16 protein-coding genes and 6 pseudogenes are annotated in these 21,329 nt (G+C 68.4%); 11 read left to right on the forward strand and 11 right to left on the reverse strand.

The features are described from left to right. Positions 1-535: 535 nt before the first annotated feature. A pseudogene (locus QPK52_RS27040) lies at positions 536-1,316 on the reverse strand (transposase family protein). A 394-nt stretch (positions 1,317-1,710) separates the two neighbouring features. On the opposite strand from QPK52_RS27040, the gene QPK52_RS27045 reads away from it, so the two are divergent. After that, the gene (locus tag QPK52_RS27045) at positions 1,711-2,658 is read left to right on the forward strand and encodes a trypsin-like serine peptidase (RefSeq protein ID WP_410540128.1); all 948 of its coding nucleotides are present in this window, start codon (positions 1,711-1,713) and stop codon (positions 2,656-2,658) included. 73 nt (positions 2,659-2,731) lie between these two features. Here QPK52_RS27045 and QPK52_RS27050 read toward each other — a convergent pair whose 3' ends face one another. Together QPK52_RS27050 and QPK52_RS27055 are read right to left on the reverse strand one after the other, a co-directional pair. Further along, positions 2,732-2,980, reverse strand: coding sequence for a hypothetical protein (locus QPK52_RS27050; protein ID WP_410540129.1), 249 nt, complete (start codon positions 2,978-2,980; stop codon positions 2,732-2,734). Between the two features lie 193 nt (positions 2,981-3,173). Further along, positions 3,174-3,513: pseudogene (locus tag QPK52_RS27055) on the reverse strand (transposase); the annotation flags it as partial. A gap of 59 nt (positions 3,514-3,572) precedes the next feature. On the opposite strand from QPK52_RS27055, the pseudogene istB reads away from it, so the two are divergent. Further along, a pseudogene (istB, locus tag QPK52_RS27060) lies at positions 3,573-4,151 on the forward strand (IS21-like element helper ATPase IstB); the annotation flags it as partial. Positions 4,152-4,173: 22 nt separating this feature from the next. On the opposite strand, the gene QPK52_RS27065 reads toward istB, so the two are convergent. After that, the gene (locus QPK52_RS27065) at positions 4,174-4,452 is read right to left on the reverse strand and encodes a hypothetical protein (RefSeq protein ID WP_410540130.1); all 279 of its coding nucleotides are present in this window, start codon (positions 4,450-4,452) and stop codon (positions 4,174-4,176) included. Between the two features lie 258 nt (positions 4,453-4,710). On the opposite strand from QPK52_RS27065, the pseudogene QPK52_RS27070 reads away from it, so the two are divergent. The 4 genes and pseudogenes from QPK52_RS27070 to QPK52_RS27085 all read left to right on the forward strand — a co-directional run. Next, positions 4,711-5,228: pseudogene (locus QPK52_RS27070) on the forward strand (transposase); the annotation flags it as partial. A 74-nt stretch (positions 5,229-5,302) separates the two neighbouring features. Then, complete coding sequence (locus QPK52_RS27075) at positions 5,303-6,241, forward strand: hypothetical protein (protein WP_410540131.1); 939 nt, start codon at positions 5,303-5,305, stop codon at positions 6,239-6,241. 132 nt (positions 6,242-6,373) lie between these two features. Continuing rightward, on the forward strand, positions 6,374-8,467 hold the full coding sequence (locus QPK52_RS27080) for an ATP-dependent nuclease (RefSeq protein ID WP_410540490.1): 2,094 nt from the start codon (positions 6,374-6,376) through the stop codon (positions 8,465-8,467). Continuing rightward, entirely contained in the window at positions 8,464-9,951 is a 1,488-nt protein-coding gene (locus QPK52_RS27085) for a UvrD-helicase domain-containing protein (RefSeq protein WP_410540132.1), read from the forward strand. Before QPK52_RS27080 ends, QPK52_RS27085 begins: the two co-directional genes overlap by 4 nt. Before the next feature lie 204 nt (positions 9,952-10,155). On the opposite strand, the gene QPK52_RS27090 is transcribed toward QPK52_RS27085, so the two are convergent. The 3 genes from QPK52_RS27090 to QPK52_RS27100 all read right to left on the reverse strand — a co-directional run bounded on the left by QPK52_RS27090 (position 10,156) and on the right by QPK52_RS27100 (position 12,899). After that, the gene (locus tag QPK52_RS27090) at positions 10,156-10,362 is read right to left on the reverse strand and encodes a hypothetical protein (RefSeq protein WP_410540133.1); all 207 of its coding nucleotides are present in this window, start codon (positions 10,360-10,362) and stop codon (positions 10,156-10,158) included. Then, entirely contained in the window at positions 10,359-11,189 is an 831-nt protein-coding gene (locus tag QPK52_RS27095; RefSeq protein ID WP_410540134.1) for a hypothetical protein, read from the reverse strand. The genes QPK52_RS27090 and QPK52_RS27095 overlap by 4 nt, the downstream gene beginning before the upstream one ends. A gap of 495 nt (positions 11,190-11,684) precedes the next feature. After that, positions 11,685-12,899, reverse strand: coding sequence for a hypothetical protein (locus QPK52_RS27100; RefSeq protein WP_410540135.1), 1,215 nt, complete (start codon positions 12,897-12,899; stop codon positions 11,685-11,687). Positions 12,900-12,958: 59 nt separating this feature from the next. Between QPK52_RS27100 and QPK52_RS27105 the strand changes: the two genes are divergently transcribed. From QPK52_RS27105 to QPK52_RS27120, 4 genes and pseudogenes are all read left to right on the forward strand, one after another. Then, complete coding sequence (locus QPK52_RS27105) at positions 12,959-13,222, forward strand: hypothetical protein (protein ID WP_410540136.1); 264 nt, start codon at positions 12,959-12,961, stop codon at positions 13,220-13,222. Positions 13,223-13,404: 182 nt separating this feature from the next. Further along, positions 13,405-13,716: a hypothetical protein gene (locus QPK52_RS27110; RefSeq protein ID WP_410540137.1), complete on the forward strand. Its 312-nt coding sequence runs from the start codon at positions 13,405-13,407 to the stop codon at positions 13,714-13,716. Positions 13,717-13,974: 258 nt separating this feature from the next. After that, on the forward strand, positions 13,975-15,504 hold the full coding sequence (locus QPK52_RS27115; RefSeq protein ID WP_410540138.1) for a YfbM family protein: 1,530 nt from the start codon (positions 13,975-13,977) through the stop codon (positions 15,502-15,504). A gap of 207 nt (positions 15,505-15,711) precedes the next feature. Beyond that, positions 15,712-16,270 (forward strand): annotated as a pseudogene (locus QPK52_RS27120) (GNAT family N-acetyltransferase). Between the two features lie 322 nt (positions 16,271-16,592). On the opposite strand, the gene QPK52_RS27125 reads toward QPK52_RS27120, so the two are convergent. Beyond that, complete coding sequence (locus QPK52_RS27125) at positions 16,593-16,721, reverse strand: hypothetical protein (protein WP_410540139.1); 129 nt, start codon at positions 16,719-16,721, stop codon at positions 16,593-16,595. 162 nt (positions 16,722-16,883) lie between these two features. Between QPK52_RS27125 and QPK52_RS27130 the strand changes: the two genes are divergently transcribed. Further along, complete coding sequence (locus QPK52_RS27130) at positions 16,884-17,834, forward strand: barstar family protein (RefSeq protein WP_410540141.1); 951 nt, start codon at positions 16,884-16,886, stop codon at positions 17,832-17,834. 576 nt (positions 17,835-18,410) lie between these two features. Here the strand turns inward: QPK52_RS27130 and QPK52_RS27135 are convergent. From QPK52_RS27135 to QPK52_RS27145, 3 genes and pseudogenes are all read right to left on the reverse strand, one after another. Beyond that, a pseudogene (locus tag QPK52_RS27135) lies at positions 18,411-19,082 on the reverse strand (helicase); the annotation flags it as partial. Positions 19,083-19,092: 10 nt separating this feature from the next. Further along, a complete protein-coding gene (locus QPK52_RS27140; RefSeq protein ID WP_410540142.1) occupies positions 19,093-19,860 on the reverse strand; it encodes an IS5 family transposase in 768 nt (255 codons plus the stop codon). Positions 19,861-20,214: 354 nt separating this feature from the next. Beyond that, the gene (locus QPK52_RS27145) at positions 20,215-20,730 is read right to left on the reverse strand and encodes a hypothetical protein (protein WP_410540143.1); all 516 of its coding nucleotides are present in this window, start codon (positions 20,728-20,730) and stop codon (positions 20,215-20,217) included. Positions 20,731-21,329 lie beyond the last annotated feature (599 nt).

A 21,329-nucleotide genomic window follows, 5' to 3' on the forward strand; every position in this document is an offset into this window, starting at 1 on the left:
TCGCACTTCGGCGTCGGTTCTGCCTCGCATTTCGATGTCCACATTCTCGCAAGCGGGGAGAATGAACGGTGACATCGGCTGGGGATGGCTGTGACAGCTCATGAGGTCGCGCAGCGCGCTGGGATGCGAGGTGCAATCCATCCGTGTGCGGGAGTTGCTACGCCGATGACGTTGCCCGCAAGGAAGCCGCGGCCGAAGCAGCCCGTCGCCAGGCTGCCGCACCGTCGGAGCCGGCGGGCGACCGCGGCCAGGAGTCGGGCAGGCTCCGTGGCCTGTTCCGTCGCCGGACCTGACCCCAACGCGCAGCAGACCACCTGCGCGGCCAGCCTCGTTGCACGGTCGGCTCTCGGCTGCCGGAGACCAGCTGTTTGTCACCGGTCGTGCGGGGGGCCTTCGGTGGAGAGGCCAGCGGTGAAGGAAGTGGCTTTCGTTGGCCTTGACTTCACTGTGGGTGTAGTGCGGGGGGCGGTTGTTATATGAGAGGTAAACATGCCGAGTGTGGGTCTTGCGTCACAGTGAACCTTTTCCGTCTTGATCAGCTGGCGAGTTCGAGGGCGACGACGGCACGGACGACGGCGGTGATCCGGGTGGTGCTGCAGCGGAGCTTCCGCAGGAGCCGCCAGTACTTGAGAGTCGCCATGGCACGTTCACCCAAGCTGCGGATCTTGGCGTGGTCCCGGTTGTGACGCCGGCGCCAGCCGCGAAGACGCTTGCCCCGGATCGGGACACGGATCGCGGGACCGGCGCCCTGATACGCCTTGTCGGCCCAGCACTTGACGTCATCGGCGGCGAGGACAGCGGGAATGCCGTGGGTCCGGGCCGCGGTCAGGTCGTGAGTGCCTCCCGGCAACGCGCCCGAGGCCCAGATCAGGCGCCCGGCTGGATCGGCGAGGACTTGCACGTTCATCCCGTGGTGCTTCTTCTTGCCCGAGTAGAAAGGGCGGTCGGCGGCGATACGGTCGATCGGCAGCACGGTGCCGTCGAGAATCACGTACGCCTTCTTGCGTGCGGTCGCCATGGCCTGCTCCAGCGTGGGCGCGAGAGCAGCCAGGAGGTCGACGGCCTCGCGTATGTAGCGGTAGGCCGTGGCGATCCCGATGCGGAAACCTGCGGCGAGGCGGGCGTTGGGGGTGCCCCCGGCCGGAGGCTGGGGGAGTGTCACCGCAGCGCAGGTGGGCCAGGACGGGCAGGGCCTGCCGGCTGCAGGTGGGGCGACGCCATCGGGAGCCGATGCGGCGTCGGTGAACTGTGAGAAGGCCGGAGAGGTGCTGCAGGGCGCGGCTGGACAGTTCGATGGCGGACGGGTGGACAAGCACGAGAGCTCCTGGCGGACTGGTGATCTTGGTCGTGAACCCGTCTACCAGGAGCTTTCTTCATGCCCGCCACCGGGGTCGCTGGTCCAACCACCCGTCAGGTTGGAAGAGGCTCACTCAACCGTCAGACCGATGACCCGACGTCACCCAATCAAGTTCACTAGTGTGACTTACACCTCATCGAATCCTTTCATGAATGGCGCGCCACGCGATGGGCCAGTGTCCCACCGACACCCGCACATGGAAGGAGCGTTGAATGAGGTCAAGACCCCTACACCGGATTCGACGTGTCGCTGGGGTACTGATCATTGCCCTGCCTCTCGGCTTAGGTGCGCTCACGGCACCAGCCACGGCTCAGGAGAGCCGTGGTGCGACACCACCAGTCCTTGCAAAGACTATGGAGGACAGCCCAGAAGAACTCCGCGAGTACTGGACCCCGGAACGCATCGAGCAGGCTCTCGCCAACCCGATGGACTCGCCCGCGAAGGCGTCAGCTTCCGCACCGCGGGCCGCGGAACTCGAGGGCACCGGATCTTCCACGGTGGTGTCCGCCGACGCGGTACCGCCCGCATCCAAAGCCGCGCGGACGTCCAGCACTCTTGCCGCGACCTCAGTCTCCCGGTCGGTGCGTGTCACCGATACCACTGCATGGCCGAACAGCGCTGTGGGGAAACTGCTGTTCAGAACGGCTGACGGTGTGGACCGCATGTGCAGTGCGGCGTCAATCACCTCCACGACGAGGAACGCCATCTGGACCGCGGCTCACTGCCTGCACAGCGGCCGCAACGAAGGCGACTTCAACACATCGTTCATCTTCCTGCCCGCGTACGACAACGGGTGGTATCCAGGGTTCTGGTTCGCTGCCCGTGTCATCGTTCCCGCCGACTGGGCCCAGAACCAGGATGTCTACGACGCCGACATGGGCGCCCTCGTCCTGCAGCCGAACAGCAGCTACGGCAACCTGCAGGACTACGTGGGAGCGTTCGGATACACCTTCGGCAACGCCGACCACAGCAACGCCCACTCCTTCGGCTACCCGGCAAATGGCTACAACCGGCCGGACTCAGACTTCGCCGGAGCCGAGTACCAGATGTACTGCAGCGGTAGCACGGTCGACGCGGCCAACTGGAACCCTCTCGACGACCGCTTGAGGATGAACTGCGATATGGGCGGCGGGGCCAGTGGCGGTCCCATGGTCATCGGTGTGGGGGCAGGCAACATTCAGATCATCGGCGCCAACAGCCACCGCAACGTGGATAGTGCAGGTAACTGGGCCGACAACTACTTGTTCTCGTCGGAACACAGTGCCAACGCCGCCGCCGTAATCGACCTCGTCAACAGCTGATCTGCAAGCCACCACTCGATGCCGCGACCCGACGGGTGGAGCGGGCTCTCCTCAGCCCGCTCCACCCGTCGGGTCAGTCGGGCTCGATACCGAGTGGTCCAGCGGGATCGGCGTTCCGGATGCGTTCCTCGGTCCAGTACTCCCGGGCACGCTCCCTCTCCCCCTCGGGCACCCGGTGCTCGACGATGCGGTCACTGGGATCGCGGTTCGCGGTGTAGGCCGTCGCGGCGCCCGCGACGGCCGCCGCGACGCCCCCTGTCAGCAGAATCGCAACGCAAGCCTTCCGTAGGTTTCCGTGCCTGCCGTTCTGGCGTTCTTCCATGCCTGCCACTTTCGACATCCTCCGCTGGATACCTTCAGGTGACCGTACCGCACACCGCTCGCTATGAACCGAATAGTTCGGGCCTGACGGCCCGCAGCCACCACACGATCTTCGTTTGTCCACACGCCAACCGATGATCACGCGGTGGTCGCGCTCGTTCCCGGCCGGGTCCGCAACAAGAGCGCGAAGTCAGACTGGAGTACCGGGCCATGCAGTCCATGACCTCGTCGGTGATGGTGGAGATCGTCTGGCGGGAGTCTCAACACCATAGACCTCCACGAGGCGGGCCTGCACCTCGCCGGTGCTCAGGTCCTTCGCGGACAGGGAGATGACGGTCTCGTCCACGCCGGTCAGACGCTTCTGCCGCTTCTTGACGATCTTCGGATCGAAGGATCCGTCGCGGTCGCGTGGCGCGAATATCTCCACCGGTCCGACGTCGGTCAGCACGGTCTTGGCGCGGGTGCCGTCACGGCTGTCGCCGCCGTTCTCCCCGGCCGGATTGTGCTTTCGTAGCCGAGGTGTTCGGTGATGTCGGCATACACGTGAACGCGCCCAGTCACGTACGGGTGAACGTGCTCAGTTAGTGAGGTGGGGGAAGCTGCCGCACCATAAGACGCTGTAGGACTACGACTTCTCCTTCCAGCCCGACCTCGACCCGCGCAAGGTCAAGGGCCTGGCCACTCTGTCGTTCGTCGAGGCCAAGGCGAACGCAGCCCCCTGCTGGGGTCGCCCGGGGTCGGCAAGACGCACATCGCCGTCGTTCTGGCCGTCGCGGCCTGCCAGGCCGGCTGCTCGGTCTACTTCACCAGCCTCGACGACATGTTCCGCAACCTCACCGCCGCAGAAACCGCAGGCCGCCTGACGAACAAGCTCGGCACCTACCTGCGGCCCAGCCGTCCTGGTGGTCGACGAGGTCAGCTACCAGCCCCTGGAACGAGCGGAGGTGACCCTCGTCTTTCAGGTGATTTCCAAGCGCTACGAGAAGGGCTCGATCATCCTCACCTCGAACAAGACCTTTAGCGAGTGGGGCCAGGTCTTCGGCGACGAGGTCCTGGCCACCGCGATCCTCGACCGCCTCCTCCATCACTGCGACGTGATCCCGATCAATGGCCCCAGCTACCGGCTCAAGAACCGGCTCGCCGCCATCGAGCGAGACACCCAGGTGGCCTGACCGGCAGAAACAGCGCAGCTCGTCACTGGATGACAGTGATCTTTGGAAGGGGCTGCTGCCATTCGCCCAGTTCCGCGACGAGAACCCGGCGGGCCAGCCGCCGGGCCTGGCCCCATCCCTCATCGGTGGACAGGGCATCCCATGTCCACCGATCAGCGCTGTCGCCGTCGCTCATCCCGCCAAGGATCACGTCGATCTTCTGCAGGTCGGCCATGACTCCGTCGGCGATCTGCCCATCGGCCACCAATACGTCCGCCATGCGGAAGGCATGATTGAAGTCCAGAGCGATCTCGTCCGTCACCACGCCATGTCTGTCCAGCCAGGCAGCCTGAGCCCGAGCGTCAGCTGCCAACACGGCCAGCGACTCGATCAGTAGACGCCGACGGAACGAAGGACCAGGACTCCCCACACCACAATCGTCGCACGCCCCACCTCTCTCAAGCACCCAGACGAACATCCGAACGAGCACGTTTCCCCGTACTTACCTGAGCACTTCCGCGAGTACGCCGACAGGTGATCTCGCCCTTCAGGGTGGACCCCAGCAGAGGCCGTTGAGCCTATGAAGGCTGTGTCGGCGAAGGCCGTGGACGACCAGCTGATCGACGAGCTGGTGAGCCGGGCCCAGGCCGAGGGCCTGCAGTTGACCGGCGAGGGCGGGCTGTCCCCGCAGGGGGCAACCACCCCCAGCAGCAGCTGACCAAGCGGCTGCTGGAGTCCGCCCTGGAGGGCGAGATCACCGACCACCTCGGCTATGACAAGCACGATCCGGCGGGCAAGAACGGCGGCAACTCGCGCAACGGCACCCGCCCCAAGGCCGTGCTGACCGACGTCGGGCCAGTGGAGATAGCCGTGCCCCGCGACCGGAACGGCTCCTTCGAACCGAAGATCGTCCGCAAGCGGCAGAAGCGCCTGACCAGGGTCGACGAGATGGTGATCCCACTGGCCGCCAAGGGCCTGACCACCGGCGAGGTCCAGGCCCACCTGGCGGAGGTCTACGGCGCGGAGGTCTCCCGCCAGACGATCTCCACGAGCACCGACACAGCACCGCGTGCTGCGCGGTCCCGCCCGACCCGCCCACACCACACGATCACGTCCACTAGGGTGCCTCTGGGGAGAGCACGAAAGATCATCACATAAGGGGGGCTGTCGGCATGACAACCACGATCGAGAACAGCAGCATTAACGACACTGCGTTCGTACGCGACTTCTGCCGTACGACGCTACCCGAGCTGCTGGTCGGCGCTGGCGTGAGCGCCTCGGACGCACAGGCCGTCGCCGTGGACGTCATCCGCCGCGCGCGGATGCTGGCCGCACTTCCCGTGGCCTACTTTGACGTGCTGATCACACCGTTCATCGAAGAGGTCTCGCAGCACCGTCCGCTGTCTGCGCCTGCTTGGTTGAGAGCATCTGTGGTTGTGGCCGTGCGCAACAGCCGTCTGGAGGACTTCCACGCCCTGGGCGGCCCGCTACGCGCCGCCGATATTGCAGCCATCACCGAAGCCGCCGCAGCCCCGCTCGCGGCACTGCTGGAACAGCCTGGCCCGCCGGTCAAGGACAACGCGCTGGCCGGATTCGACGTGGCGTATCCCCGGGCGTGGGCCTGCCTGACCGCCCTGTCGGACCTGATGGAATCGGACACGGGCGGAGAACGCGCCTACACCCTGCCCCAAGCGCAGCTGCCCCAGCTGCCGGGGCCGGAGGAGACAGTCCACGCCAAGGAAGCCACCAGCCTCAAGACTGTGGGCGGCGGCCAAGTTGTGATCGTCTCGGGTATTGACCCGCGCTTTGACCAGGCACTGCTTGCAATGATGCGGCAGGTTAAAGAGGGCGCTGCCGAGCTGGTCCCGTTGTCCGCGCTCAGCCGCCTGTCCCGCAACAGCGCCAAGCAGTTGCGTGTACTGGAGTTCCTCTTGGCCCACGGGGCAACGGTGTTGACGACCAACTTCCTGCTGGCCCCGGACACCGTGGGGGTGCGGACCCGGCCGCTGGTCAAACCCGACTCCTACGAGCTTCGCCGCAATTTGAAGCAGCTGCGCGGCCTGGGCCCTACGCACACCCGCTGGGCCAAGGCGCTGCGCAAGCAACTGTAAACCCGTCGCCCTTGCCGCCCCAGACCGGACAGGAACCGGCCGAAATCTGCCTGTCCGGCCTAGGGCGGCAGGGATGATGGAAGTGTTGTATGCCGACGGGGCCTGTGGGGGGACCTGGTGTATTTGAGCCGCGTGAAAGTATCCGGGCTGAGAGCGAGCGCCGAGGGGGAGATCGACTGCAGATTGCCGGGGCGCTTCGGCGTGTTGATCGGCGCGAACGGCGCAGGCAAGACCACCATTACCGACGCTCTATATCTGGCGCATACCAGTCGCTTCCCGCTGCTGCCGCGCCAGAGCGCCTCCGCTTTGGGCACTGGCGGGAAGCCCGGCGTCGAGGTGGAGTACAGCCTTGAGAACTCCGCGGACGCGGAAGGCCCGCTGGGCCGATCACTGCACGACTTCCCACACCGCACCGCCGGTGGGGTCGCCCAGAAATGGGTTGCCGACCTGCAGCGCAACCTCGGCACGGTCAGGACCCGGGTGGGACGGTCCCAGATCCAAAACCAGGGAATGGGCACGGACCCCTTCAAACTCATCTACCTGCCAGCTTGGCGCCACCCCCTGGATGAGCTGGCTCGCCGCGAGACCCGCATCCTGATCGAGCTACTGCGGGCCGAGCAAGAACGACTGGATGGCAGCCGCAGCTTGGTGCCGCTGCGGGTGAAGGCCTCTCGACTCCTGGAGAACCTGGCCAAGGACGGCCTCATCGAAGCAGTCGAGGAACGTATCAGCGGTCATCTCGCCGCCCTCACCTTGGGCGTGCAGCAGCAGTGGCCCTACGTACGCGGCCAGGTAATCGACGACTCCTACCTCGCCCGCGTCCTGGAGCTGATGCTTGCCGTCATCGAGAGCCGCTCCTCAGCCCGCCCTCTGGAGGTCTCCGGCCTGGGCTACGTCAACCTGCTCCACATCGCGGTGACCCTGGCCGCGATCCCCGACTCCACCCACCGTGGCGCCCCAGGTACCACACCGCAGCCCGGCGAGCCCGGCCCCGTACCAGAGGCGCTGACGGAAGCAGACGAGGAACAGCTGGCACGGGAGCAGCGGGCGCAGGCCGTAGCCGAGGCCGAGTCCGAGGCGGACTCCTTCTTTCCCAACGCCCCCTTCCACGCCACCGTCGTCATTGAGGAGCCCGAGGCCCACCTCCACCCACAGCTGCAGCACGCCCTCGTGCGTTACCTGCGCAAGACCGTCCGCGACCGCCCGGAACTGCAGATCGTCCTCTCCAGCCACGCCACCGACATCATCACCTCCTGCAATCCGGAAGATCTCGTGGTGCTGCGGCGCACGGCCGACGGCCGCCGCGTCTGCCGGCCGATCGCCCACATCCAAATAGTCGACCGCGATCGCACGCTGCGGATGGCCCGTCTCCACATGGACGCCAGCCGCTCCGCCGCTCTGTTCGCCGAGCGGCTGGTCGTGGTCGAGGGTGTCACCGAAGCCGCCATTCTCCGGGACTTCGGCCGTGCCTGGGCCGCAGACGACCCTGCGAAGCGCGCCTTCATCGAGGCCCTCAGCATCATGTATGTCGGAACCAAGGTCGGAGCCTGGACCTCCCAGTTCCTGGCCACCAAGGGCGAAGAAATCTGCACCCGGCTGGCCGTGCTGCGCGACAGCGACAGGCCGTTCGACCAGGAATACTTCCTTCCTACATGGCTCAAGAACCACGATCCCGACGTCGTGCAGGCCTTCATCAGCCACCCGACGCTGGAACCGTCCATCGTGGAAGGCAACGAGCACCTCATCACCGAAGCTCTGGCCGACATCGACGCCGAACCGATCACCGGAGGACCCACCCCCGAAGCGGTACATGACCTGTTCAAAAGCGCCCGCGCGGCCACGAAAACGACGCCCGCCACGCCGGCAGGACCGCATGCCAAAGACAAGGCGGCTTTCGCCGACGCCCTCGCCGTCCGCCTCGCCGACGCTGTCGAGAGCAACCAGCCTGTTCATGTCCCCGCGCACATGAAGGACCTGTTCGACTTTCTCTACCCGCAACCCGCGGCCCCTGACGACAGCAAGGAAGACGACGACGCGCAAGAAGCAGCCGAAGACGTTAGCGAGCTGCCTGTGTCCACCCCACCGTCCGGCCCGATCGTGCCCGGTGTCCAAATCCCCGCCCCGGCGCCACCGCCCGGAGCTGGCGAAGCCTGGCCCACGGACGCCCCCCAGCACACCGGCCCTGACCCTGCGGCCGACGAACCGGCCCCACGGAACCGGCCGTGACCGGCACAGGCACTGACGGCGATCTCACCCGCGAGCAGTTGATCGCCGCCGGAACTCCGCAACGCCGCCTCTACATCGAAGCAGCCCCCGGCTCCGGCAAGACCACCGTGGCCGCCCAGCGCTTCGGCATCCAGCGCTTTCGCAACGGCAATGATCAGCGCGCCGTCATCGCGGTCAGCTTCACCCGCTCGGCGACCGCCGAACTCCGCGGACGCGTGCTCAGCCACTGGGGGCCGGCCGCCCTGGCCTGGCCGCACCGCATCGTCACCTTGGACACCATCGTCTGCGACCTGCTCACCCATCTACTGCACACCGGGCATATGCACTGGCCCGCTGGCCACCGCTCGCTCACCATGATCGACCACTGGCAGGTCTTGCTGGACACCGACTGGACCGGATGGGAACCCATTCTCACCCTCGACGGCGACCAAGTCGTCACCAAGCTGTGCCGGGCCCGCAGCGAGTCTCGGCCCACCAAGGCAGCCGTCAACCAAGCTCTGGCCGAGGGTTGGTGCACCCATCAGGAAGCCCGCCGCCTCTTGGAGATGGCCCTGGGGGACAGCGCCATGCGCGACGTCCTGCTCCTCCGTCTCACCCAGACCGTTCGCGCACTCATCATCGATGAGATCTTCGACGCCAACGCACTTGACTTGTCTCTGGTTCGGCTTGCCGCCGACGCAGGCTTGGACGTCACCGTGGTTGGCGACCCCTGGCAGGCCCTGTACGGCTTCCGCGGCGCCCGCCCCGACCAGGTGCCCATCGTGGTTAAGGAAGCAGGCCTCGTGCAACGGGACCTGAGCACCTCCTTCCGATGGAAGAGCGAGGAGCAAACCCTCTTGGCGAACCGCCTCAGAACAGGTCAGGGGGTGAGCCTGCCGCAAGGGCGCGCCGAGGACGTCGACGTCCTCCTTGCACTGCAATGGAGCCCGCTCTGGGCCACCGGGCCCCACGTCCTGCCTCTGGCCTACGGATCCTTCAAGGGCAACCCTCAGGAAGCGGCCGGGACCCTCCTGCTCAGCGAGCTCACCCAGCGAACCTTTGGTGACAACGCCACCTTCCACAACGACGCCCTGACCACACTCGGCATCGACCACCAGGCATTGCAGCGACTACGGCCGCACTTGGGCGCCCTCCTTGACGACCTAGCGGGAACGAGAGACGTAGCCGAGATTCTGACCAGCCTCAACACCGTCATCGGGAAAGAAACTGCCCGACGCATTCCCAGGCGCCACCCCTCCCACATCGCGCGCCTGGAACTCCTCCGTGCCTGTCTCCAGGCACCCGCAGCCCGACTCATCCCTGGTCTTACCGCCCATCAAGCCAAGGGTCGCGAGTGGGACCACGTCGGCGTATGCCTCACCAGTTCCGAACGTGGAACTCTCCGCCGAGGACTCAGCTCCGCCAACGAAGATCACCGTAAGCTCTACGTCGCCCTCACCCGAGCCAAGTGGACAACCATGGTCATCTCGGCCGAAACAGCATGATCACTTACGGCGCGGGAATGCCAGCCGAGGGTGGACAGCCTCGGCCACGGCACCGTCTGCTGGGGCAGGAACGCACGCAGCAGCGGGGGCCGGGCAGGAAGACCCTGCCCGGCCCCGCATTGGGACTGTGCGGCTATATCGACCACGTCTCGGCCGCAGGTAGCTGCTGTATTCGCTCCGTGCCAGGGCTGTGGCCTGGGAGTGCTACGTGACCGCGGGCAGGAGCATGGCGAGCAGGGCGATGCCGATCGTCAAGGTGCCAGCGAAGACCACGCCGCCGCGGGTGATGGCGCCGGGGATAGCCGCGCCTTCCCACCGGGCGGTTCCGTAGCCGATGACGCCGGCCACGGCGGAGACCGCCAAGAGGACGATGAGCGTGAGGAGGAGCAGCAGAAGGCCGTGGGTGCTCATGCGACACCTCGCTGACCCTGCTGGTGGCGGGCGATCATGTGGAGCTGTTCGGGGATCCAGATGCGGCGGTCCCGGGCGGCCTGGTAGAGGGCGCTGCGGAAGCGGGTCAGGCGCATGCTGACCGCGCCCCTGGTGGTCTTCAGCTTGTCCGCTATTTCGGTGGCCCCGTAGCCCTCGACCGTCAGGCGCACCACGGCCTGGGTTGCCAGCGGCTGTTCGGCCAGGATGTCCTCGAAGGCGCTGCCGAACGTGTCGGCTTCGGGTCCGGGCAGGTAGCCGGAGGTCTGGAAGAGACCGAAGAGTGCCGAAGGGTCCCGCTGCGCGGCCTCCTGGCGGGTAATCTTCATACGCTGCTTCGCCCACTTCACGTAGGCCCGGCGGAACTCCCAGATGCATTGGCCGATGAAGAAGGTGGTCAGGCAGCAGACGCCCCTGGAGCCCCTGTGGTTCGGGTTCCAGCCACCGGCGACGAGCGCCTTGCGGCGGAAGGTCTTCAGGGCACCCAGGAGAGCATCGACGATGATCTCGTCGCGGTCCTCGGGACTGCGGTGGAGGAGGGCGACGTCGTCGGGGTGCACCCAGAATCGGATGCCCTTGTTCTCGAAGCGCTGCTGGGCGAGGCGGATAAGATTGCCGTTGCGGAGCATGCCACGCAGGATCGGCATGCTGTCCCGGCACAGCTCGTTGCGGAACACCTCGTACTCCGGCCCCCGGAAGTCAGACAAGGCCAGCTCGTTGACCCGGTCCGCGTCCCGCTGGACTCTTCGCGCTCGCTCGCTGTGCAGCGCGCTGTCGACGACCTCGGCGATCTCTTCATACATGGACATAAGAACTCTCCGGTATGGTCCGCGCGGCCTCCTCGACGATCTTGCTTCTCGCGCGAGCTGGCTGCAGAGCAGTCTGCTTGTTGAATCTGCTCAGCCGCTTCTATGCGCTGTGAATTCATGGATGTCACACAGCAGCCAAAATTTTTCGCGAGATTATGAGAGCCCGCCCAATAATGGATGCCCCGAAAAGGGGTGTTGGGTGCGAAATGCTCATTTCGTGTCCGGCGGTGGAGAGCTGTTCGACGCGTTCGGGAGCGCGGGCGGCGGTGGCATAGATCCCCGGCCAGGTCCCCACCTGAAGAAGGGGACTGGGCAGGTCTTCCCTCGGGCCGCCGAGGCTCCTGGAGTTCGAAGAGCCGACACGGGTGATCGCTTCGGGGCAGCCGTCCGATCTCAGCATCGCCCGTACACGCCACAACCTCAGCCCGGTGAGCTGGTCTCGCTCGCACCAAACCCGCCCGCCCGGCGCCGACCGTTCTCGATCTCTCCTAGACCTCACTGGCCCGTCTCGCGTGGCTCCGTACGGCTGCGAGCGAGCTGCGTCTGCTCGCGCAGGGTGCGGATCCAGGTCTCCATGAAGCCAGTGGCGCGGGTGTCGTCTCCGGGCAGGCAGAACAAGTCCGAATCGGCCTGGAGCTGCTCCATCAGGGCTAGGTGGAGTTCGTGCCATATCGGATCCAGGCAGCTCAGGAGACTGTCGGCGAACTGCCGGGGGCCGGTGTCGATGGAGATCAACTGAGTGAGGAGCGGGCCCAGGCCGCGTTCGTCGATCCGGGCGCGCAGCGCGGCCAGAGCGGGAGTGTCGGGCATGAACAGGCCGTGCATCACATACAAGGCGTAGAAGGGCCGCAGCCCGGTCAGCACCGCACGGGCCCGGATCAGCTCTTCCCAGCTCGCCCGCCGGGCCTGCTCCAGCGGAAGAGTCACGCGGCCGAGCGGGCTCCAGTCCACCGCAGGGGCCTCACCGAGCTCGGCTGCGCCCAGCATCCGCGCCCAGTCCTCCGCGGTCAGACCGAACACCCCCATCGCGGCGAACGCCTCGGCCAGGGCGTCTGCGCCGACCTCTTCCGGGCCCAGGCCGATCGCCGCGGCCAGGTGCACGACCGCCGCCGGAGGCGGCCCGTCGTCGGGCAGGTCCTCATCGGCCCACAGCGTCGCCCGCACCCGGCCAGGATGCGGCGGAAGGTGATGCGGCCGGGAAGCAACCAGCTCCCCGGCGACCGTATAGAACGCATCCGGACCCTCCTCACCCCTACCGGCCGCGCCCCGGGCCAGTTCCATCAGGTACTGCGACAGCGAGGTAGCCGCCGCCCAGGTGAGAGCCTCACGGACCGCGGCCTCAGGCGGCTCGGGCACCACCACCGCACCGGACAGCCGGGGCGCGCCGGCCTCAGCGAAACAGGCAAGCACCGCCAGCCGCCGATCACGCCCCTGCCGGGTATGCCGGGCCAGCGCGGCCGCACTCTCCACCACCACCGGATCGACCGCGTCCACCACGCTTCCCCGCCCGCGCCCCAGCCCCCGCCGCCGGTGCCGCTCCAGCAGCCCCTCCCGACGCCAGCCCTCCAACCGCGATGCCGTCACCACCAGCCCCCGCGCGGCGAGTTCACCGATGACCTGCTGATCGGCCCAGCTCGCCGCTCCCCGTACCACCCGGCCATTACAACCCCGGGAAGTACCCCCGCGCAGCAGGAAAAGCATCTGGCTCACTGGTGCCCACCAGCAGCCCCGCCCCACGAGAGGGGCCACGACCGCAAGGAAGCCATCCCATGACCGACCGCCAGCGCAGGCGCATCCGCACACGGGCCGCCGCCGCACTGACCACCCTCACCCTCGCCCTGCTCCTGACCGGCATCACCCACCCCGGCCACCTGACGCGGCTCCTGCTCGCCGTCACCGCCCTCCTCGGCACCATCACCGCCGTCATCGCCCTCGCCTCGACCTTCGCCCGCACCCCCGCCACCCGCACCGCGGCCAGATGCACCCTCGACCTCCTGCTGCGCCTCGTGCCCTGGTACACCCCCCGGAACTGACCCCACCTCACCCCGGGACACGGAAGCGAGCCCGGGCAGAGGCACGGGCTCCATACCCGGAAACACGGAAACTGACTGGACCTATCTGGCCCGGGCGCTGCGGGCGGCTACCGTGTACGAGTGACTCCGCCCGGACCCGCCACGGTGGGGTGGGGTGGGGGCGGGGGCGGAGAGGGGGCGGGGTGTGGCAGGTGGTGGAGGGCTGGGTGTGGAGCCGCAACGTGCGGCCGCTGCTGGAGTTGCTCTCCCGCTATGCCGGCTACGTGTTCGACGACACCGACTGGGAGACCGTGGAGGCGGCCCTGCCCGCCACCGATGACGAGCGCGACGACGGCTGGTACTCCTACCCCCTGGTCGGCACCGACCAGACCGTGCGGGTGCGGTTGGCCACCGCGGTCGGCAGCGACGTGGTCTGCGTCGAGATCTCCGGCGTGCAGACGGCGGAGCTGCGTATCAGGGCCGACACCCTGCTGTCCGCCTTCGCCACCGCCTGAGCTCCTCGCGGGCCGTCAGGCGCGCATCCGCGTACTCCTGAACGGCCGCCCCACCGCTGCCGGCTCGACGCCCTCGTGAAGACCTGCAGCCGCGGGCCGCCCCGCCGAGGCCCGCCGGCCTGCGCCCGTAGAACCCACGCCACCCCAGACACCCGGCGCTCCCTCTTCCGGGCCGTGGCCTGCCGGGCCCGCCCGGCGGCGGCCTGCCCTTGGGGAGAGGGCTGGCGGCCGGGGGTGGGGGAGGGGTTGGATGGCGCCGTGATTCCTCCGCTTCCGCCCTGTAACCCGGCCCATCAGGCCGTCGAGTGCGAAGACGCCGAGACCCTGGCCCTGCTGCTGGCCGAGGGCGCCGACCTCGGTGAGGTGTGCTGCAATCTGACGCTGCTGACCCACGCCGTCGACATCGAGGGCGACAGCGCCCTGCGGAGCGGCCGGCCGCTGACCGTCCACACCACCGCCGTCCTCCTCGCCTTCGGCTCGGGCCCGCCTCCTTGGCGGGACCTGGGTACGGTGGTCCGCGGCGGGGTCCACAATCCACGGGGGTACGAGGTGACCGATGGATTGCGTGGGTGGGAGGCGGTCGCCGCGCTGCGGCCCGTTCTTGCTCCGGGCGCGGGCGCGGACGAGGGGGTCGACTGGGAGGCTCTCTTGGCCGCCTGGGGCGTGTGGTTCCCGTCCGACTACCGGGCCTTCATGGAGGTCTACGGGGCGGGCGGCATCAGCGACTCCCTGGAGGTCCTGCGTCCGCTGGGCCCGGACCGCATGGACGACGGCGGCATGGCTTCCGGGACGGCGAACGCACGCGACCAGTGGCTCCCGGACTCGGCCGCCGACGGTGTCGCAGGCGGTGGCGGCACCACGGGGGATGTCCTCGCCTGGGGTGTGACGACCGCGGCGGACGTCCTGTGCTGGCTGGCCTCTCCGGCCGACCCGGACCGGTGGCCGGTCGCGGTGCTGCGGCCGAGCCTGGTCTCCCGGTGGACCGTTCACCCCGTCGGTATGGCCGAGTTCCTGCGCCGACTGCTGGCCGGCGAGTTCGACAGCTGCCCGGTCAGCGACACCACGCTGTGGCGGGCGGGCGGGCGCGGGGCGGTTCCTGCACTGGCGCGAGGAGGAGCGCCTGCTGGCCCAGGGCATCGACCCGTGGACGGGCGAGCCGGACCCGTACGCCGGCCTGCGGTTCGACCCCTGACCCGCCCGGCGGCGGTTGTCGAATGCGGGGGGTCGGTGGGCGTGTCCGGTGGCTTGTCAGAGCCTGCGGTTAGCGTCGCCGCCATGGGAATCCACTGCGAGTACGTCCGTCTGTCCCCGGCCGAGCTGCGGCGGTCGCTGGATGATCCGGCCTGGGCGCACAAGCACCTCGACGAGCTCGGTGATGCCTGGGCCGACGGGGATCCGCTGCCGCCGGAGAAGGCGCCGTTCTTCAGCATCGAGAAGGCCTGGCACAAGCTGCACCACCTCCTTGCCGCCCACGGCGGCATGCCGGTCGACATCGTCCACGGAGGGGCCGAGCTTGCGCTGGAGGAGATGGACTACGGCCCCGCCCGTTACCTGAGCCCTCAGGACGTCGCCCGGGCCGCCGGTTTCCTCGCCGCCACACCGTTTGGTGAGCTCGCCCGGTACTACGACCTGGCGGCCATGCGCCGCGCCGAGATCTATCTCCTGCCGGAATCCGAGGCCGGGGTCCCCGCGGACCTGGAGACCCTGCGGCGCCGCTACGGGGAGCTGACCCGGTTCTTCCGCGCTGCCGCCGCAGCGGGCGACGCCGTCGTTCTCATGCTGGCCTGACCGGGCTCCGGCCCTGCCCGGACTGCTCTACCCGACACTGCCCCGCCCTGCCTCGATGCGGAGGCGGGGGCGCCGGTGGTGGCTGGGATGCTGCCGGGTATGGATGCGCAGAAGTTCGTGCCCGGCCGGGTCTACCGCGCCGACCACGCCGGCCTGCTCTCCGGGCCTGTCCGCCGGGAGCCGGCAGGCGGACTGCCGGAGGGCCTGCTGACGACTGAGCCCGGACCCGTCGCCTGGCCGCCTGTGCCGGTCAGGACCGGGCGGCTGGTGCTGCGCGCGTCCGAGGCCGGGGACCGTGCGGCGTTCATTGAGCTGTTCGCCTCGCCGGAGGTGGGCGCCTACCTCGGTGGCTCCCGGCCGCGTGAGGAGCTCGAGCGTGCGGTGCCCGTGGTGCCCGGGCGGCGCCCGGGCCTGTTCGTGGTCGATCTCGACGGGACGATGATCGGCATGGTCACGTTCGATTGGCGCGGTGCGGGGCGCCCGGGGCACATCCGCCCGGAGGGCGGGGAGGCCGAGCTCGGTTACCTGTTCCTGCCGCGGGCGTGGGGATGCGGATATGCCGCCGAGGCGTGCGCTGCGGCACTGGGCTGGTTCGCCGCCGCGTATCCCGGCGAGCCGGTGGTGCTCGCCGCCCAGGCCGCCAACGCCCGCGCGGTGCGCCTCGCGGTGAGGCTGGGGTTCACCGAGGTGGAGCGGTTCCGGGTTCCGGGAGTGGGGCGCCGAGCAGTGGTTCGGCGTGTGGTCCCCGGCTCCGCCGCCCGGTTGAGCCGGTGCCCGGCAGCGCGGGACAGCCAGGCGTACCGTGCGGTCGCCGGCCTCGGCGCGCCGCTCGGCCTTGGGCTGCACGCCGGAAGGGAAAGCCGTACGGGGACGGGCGATGAGGCCGCGCCGAGGCGCAGCACCGGCTTCTCCTGCAGTACGAGAAGCCTGGGGGACAGCCCCGCCTCCCAGCACAGCCTGGGACAGGCCGCCAGAGCGTAGGGGGACGGCCACAGCCCGCCCACGGCCTGGCCGAACACGTCGATGTGCTCGTCCCCGTAGTGCCGGTCGGGATCGAAGAACTGGTTGGCGGTCTCCAACGCCTTCTTCTACTCGCGGTCGTAAGCCTCCGCCGACCAGCGGGCGGAGAGGGCCAGGAAAGCCCGGTTCTCCTCATCGGTGCGCTGCCAGTCGATGAACGGCCTGCTGACCATCCCGGTGCTCTCGTCCCACCTCACGCCCCACAAGCGTAGAAGCGGCAACTCCCGCGCGCCGCTGGCTTTCCGCCGTGTCCGCCCCCCGGGGGACGGCGGGCGGCCGCAGACAGCGGAGCGGTGGAGGAAAGGGCAAAGGATCGGCACGGGCGCTCACCCCCCCCGTTCGCACCGTAGGGTCGGAACATGTCGACCGAAGACCTCCCGGCCCCCACGGCCAAGCACTGGCAGGACTGCACGGACGTGCACGACTTCCTGGACCAGATCCGTCTCCGGCCCGGCGTGTGGCTGCCCGGGGGCTCACTTCAGCACCTGCAGTCCATGCTCATCGGCTACCGGGTAGCACTCGGCGTGCACAGCATCGACGAACCCTGGGCTTTCTGGCCCGAAGACGACTTCAGCCGCTGGCTCCGTGAGTATCGCGGCATCGCCAGCTCCCTCGCCTGGGCAGCCGAGATCGAGCGCAACACCTCTGACGGTTCAACTCCCGTCGATGAGTTCTTCCGTCTCCTCGACGCCTACCGGAGCGACGCGGCGCAGAGTCCGGAGCCAACCGCCACGACTGCTCGGCTTCCCGGCATCGAGTACATGATCAACACTTTTGTCACCCTCTTCTGGCGCAAGCGTCTCCTCACACAGGCGACCGAACGTCTCGAAGACCGCGGCTTCCGCGTCATCCGCCTGGAAGCCGGCCAATGGAACACGGAGCGAGACATGCACCGCGCCATGGCCGCGGCACTGGACTTCCCCGACTACTACGGGCACAACCTGGACGCGCTCAACGACTGCCTGGGCGACGTGGCCTGCTACGGCGGCTACGACGATGCCCCCGAGAGCGCCGGACTGGCCCTCGTCTTCACTGACTACGACCGGTTCGCGACGACCTGCCCCAGGGCGGCGCAGGCCGTCCTGGACGTCATCGCCGACCAGGCTCGCCAGGCAGCCGTACTTCGCCGCCGTCTGATCTGCCTGGTCCAGAGCAACGACCCGCGGAGACGGCGACCCACTCCGCGGCACGAAGGCATGTACCTAGAAGGCCGCAGGAGGGGCTTCATCGGGTGGCATGGGGCGGGCGATGCCATTCAGGCGCCCGGCTCGTCTTCGGGGCTGGGGACTGGAGGCGGGAATCCCTGGTGACTGCATCCTGGGGGCGACCTTTGAGCCTGGGAGGTAGCTCACCGTCAGCCCGGTGCCGGGGGCGAGCCTGTCCGGCTGTCCTGCCTGATCGAAGTTTGACCGTTCTCCCCAAGGCTTGAGCGTTCTGGGTGAGGAGCAGGGCAGTGGTCGGTATTCGCGGGCACCCAAGGGGTGTCACCGCCAGCCGGCCGTCCGGAGCACGGCTGCGGCGGTGGCGGTGACGGAGCTGTCGGTGGCGTCGATGGCGAAGTCCTCGACCTGGGCCTGGTCGAGCTCACCCGCCCTGTTCAGGTGCCAGCGCAGTGCGCTGTGGTCGTCGCCGTGGCGGTGGGCGAGGCGCTGCCGCACTGTGGGCAGGTGGGCCCGCAGTCGGCACACCACCAGGTCGGTACCGACTGCCTCCTGGTACCGCTTGCGGTCGGCCCGGCTCTCGGCCACCCCGGCGAGGATGAGTCGGGTCGCGCCGGCGTCGAGGTAGTTGCCCGCCACGCAGCGCAGGTTCCGCAGCAGCATGTCGAAGTTGAAGGGGTCGCCCGCAGGTGTCGGCCAGGACTGGCACAGCCGGTCGAGATCCATGACCGCGTTGGGGATCCCCGCGTCGGTCCATGGCCCGTAGGTGGCGGAGTCCTGGCCCATCGACGCAAGCACCAGCTCCTGGCCGTCCGCGCCCTTTCGCGGCTGCGGCGCCGCCAGGATGCGTGGGGTGGCGGTCAGGTACAGCCGGAAGTCCACCGGGATCCGGGAGTTGCCGTGGATCGCCGCCCACGGACGACCAAGATCACCGGCAGTTCCATGCGCCTCATCCACGACCGCGAGGTCGAAGCCTGCCATCTGCTGCCCGTAGAGCCGCTTTCCGCCCGCCAGTGCGGCTTCCAGCGGCCCGCGAACCTTCCGCCGGCCCTCCGGGGCCTCCGGCTCCCTGCCGTCCTGCCAGGGCCCGTACGGGCGCTGATCCGGATCCGGCTGCTCGGGATCGTCGCGGTCCACGAGGGAGGCGTAGGTGGCCAGCACGACCACCGGCCCGTGCCCGGCCCACAGGGCGAGTTGAATGGGGTTGGTGGTGGTGCGCACCCCGAGCTGCGCCAGGACGGCATCGCCTTCCAGGGAACAGACGGCCACCATCGGCCCACGGTGCCCGACCTTCCGCCAGGCGTGGGCGGTCTGCACGAGCAGGTCCAGGGTGGGCATCATGACCAGGGTCCGCCCGCGGGGGAAGCACTCCAGCGCGGCGGTAGTGGCGGTGATTGAGGCTTTTCCATCATCGTTCTGAGCTGGCCAGATGCAGGGTGAGGACGGCCTGGATGAGGCCGGTGATGCGGGTGGTGGAGCACCGGAGCTTGCGCAGGAGGCGCCAGGACTTGAGGGTGGCCATGGCCTGCTCGACGAGGGCGCGGATCTTCGCGTGGGACCGGTTGACCGCCTGTTGACCGGTGGAAAGAGTCTCCCACCGCCCCCAGCACGGGGTGCGGACCGTGCGGCCGACGCCCCGGTAGCCCTTGTCGGCCCAACAGGTGATGCCGGTCTCGGCGAGGGCGTCGATGATGCCGTGCTCGCGGGCCGCGCGGACGTCGTGGACGGCGCCGGGCAGAGCCGGTGAGGCCCACAGCAGTCGGCCGAAGGGATCGGCGAGGACCTGCACGTTCATGCCGTGCCGCTTGTGCTTCCCCGAGTAGTAGGGCCGGTCGGCTGCGATCCGGTCGATCGGCAGCAGGGTGCCATCCAGCAGCACGAACGCCTTCGACGATGCCGTCCGGGCCGCGTCCGCGAGGGTGGGGGCGAGGGCGGCCAGGACCTCGACGGCCTCGGTGATGTACCGGTACGCGGTCGTGGTTCCGATGCCGAATCCGGTTGCGAGCTGGGCGTACGGGTGGCCGTTGCGGAGATGGGCGAGGGTGAGCAGGGCCTGCCGGCCGGCGCTCAGGCGCCGCCAGCGGGTGCCGAGCTCCCTGCGGCGCTGACGGAGCTTGGTGGACAGGAAGCGCAGGGCAGAACTGGACACGTCGACGCCCGACGGGTAGACAAGCACACGAAGCCTCTGGTGGAGACGGATTTCTTGGTCGAAAACCCATCTACCAGGGGCTTCGTCCGTCTGTCACGCCAACTCCCCCGCTCGCGCAGCAGGTTGAAAAACGCTCATTGTCTTCCCTGATCCGGTGGCGGACACCAGTGTGGCGCGCGCCCCCTCCTGGGGCACCTCGAATCGTGCGGGGAATCCCACCCATTTCCGGATGCAGGTGACGGCCTCTACCTGGTGCTCTCGGAGCGGAATTCTCCGCATACCGGCCTCCCTCCCACACTGGTCGTCATAGCGGTTGCTAAGCGAGTCAAGAATCCGCACGGCCCATAGTCGTCCCTGCCTGTCATTGGGAGGGGTTTTCTTTTATCCGTTCAGTCCCGTGAGGCCCCATGTGTCGAGGCCGGAGTAGAGGGTGGCGGTGCGGCATCGAGGGGCTGCCATGCACTCGGCTTCTCCCTGGTAGACGGCCACCAGTGAGTCGGTGCCCTGCCACCAGGTGTCCGCCAGCCCGGCGGTCTCCGGTACCGGTGTGAATCCGTCGAGCTGGAGATCCTCCACCGCGTCACCGGTCACCGTGGTGATCGTTCGGGCGTACCGGAGGGCGTGGTCGGCCAGGGCCAGGGATTCCACCCACCCTTCGACGCTGGCATGCAGTGGCACCCAGCGTTCCGCCTCGATACCGAACTCGCCTCTGGGGCCGATCATGAAGGAGTAGGGCAGGGCGGTGCGCTGCGGGCCGGCTTCGAACCACCAGCCTTCCTCCTTCGAGCCCGCCGGCACGCCCGGGGCGAAGACGCCGGGGCCGCCGTCGTAGTGCTGAGCAGGAGGCAGCGCTATCCCGCCCCAGGTCTGCGCGTAGGCCACCACGCGGTCGACCACTGCGGCGGGAATATCAGACTCCACCCACCGGACTCGGTACTGCTCGATGTCCGGAACGGCAAGCCGGTACCCGTGAATTCCCACGAAATAATTGGCCCTGCGCGTCAGTCCCTTTGGGATCCCGCTTCTGATGGTCAATGAACAACTCTCTTCTCCGGCCACCCCGGCAGCGATACCTGAACCGTGCCCCAGTAGGGTGTGTCCAGATTCCGCCAACGCTACATGATGCATCATCACCGTGTGACCACTATGCTGGTCCTCGGTCCGATCGACCCGCCCCTCCCTTCGTAGCCAGCCTGGCCCGCGTAGCGGGCCCAACCTCTCCCCCTCACTCAGGGAGTGACGGCTGATCACCTCGCACCCTTTCCCGGGCCGTTGCCGGGGGGTGAAGCGAAGCGGAGCCCCCTCGGCCCGCAGCGCGGGCCGCCCTCGGCCGTAGTGAGCGAAGCGAGCGGCGGCTGGCCCCGGCGCGCGCAGCGCGCCGGGGCGCAACGCGGCCCGTTGGCCGGGGCTCCGCCCCGGCCCGCCCGAGCGAAGCGAGGGCGCTTGCTCGGCGCGAAGCGCCGAGCTTCGAACCGAGCGGAGCGAGGTCCGCGATC

The sequence above is a fragment of the Streptomyces sp. KL2 genome, assembly GCF_046529545.1.
In the GTDB taxonomy this organism is placed as follows: Bacteria; Actinomycetota; Actinomycetes; order Streptomycetales; family Streptomycetaceae; genus Streptomyces; species Streptomyces radiopugnans.

Excerpts from the sequence above, each read along its gene's own strand:
- QPK52_RS27045 (WP_410540128.1), top strand. The coding sequence starts at position 1,711 with ATGGAGGACAGCCCAGAAGAACTCCGCGAGTACTGGACCCCGGAACGC.
- QPK52_RS27050 (WP_410540129.1), bottom strand. The coding sequence starts at position 2,980 with ATGGAAGAACGCCAGAACGGCAGGCACGGAAACCTACGGAAGGCTTGC.
- QPK52_RS27075 (WP_410540131.1), top strand. The coding sequence starts at position 5,303 with ATGACAACCACGATCGAGAACAGCAGCATTAACGACACTGCGTTCGTA.
- QPK52_RS27090 (WP_410540133.1), bottom strand. The coding sequence starts at position 10,362 with ATGAGCACCCACGGCCTTCTGCTGCTCCTCCTCACGCTCATCGTCCTC.
- QPK52_RS27095 (WP_410540134.1), bottom strand. The coding sequence starts at position 11,189 with ATGTCCATGTATGAAGAGATCGCCGAGGTCGTCGACAGCGCGCTGCAC.
- QPK52_RS27105 (WP_410540136.1), top strand. The coding sequence starts at position 12,959 with ATGACCGACCGCCAGCGCAGGCGCATCCGCACACGGGCCGCCGCCGCA.
- QPK52_RS27130 (WP_410540141.1), top strand. The coding sequence starts at position 16,884 with ATGTCGACCGAAGACCTCCCGGCCCCCACGGCCAAGCACTGGCAGGAC.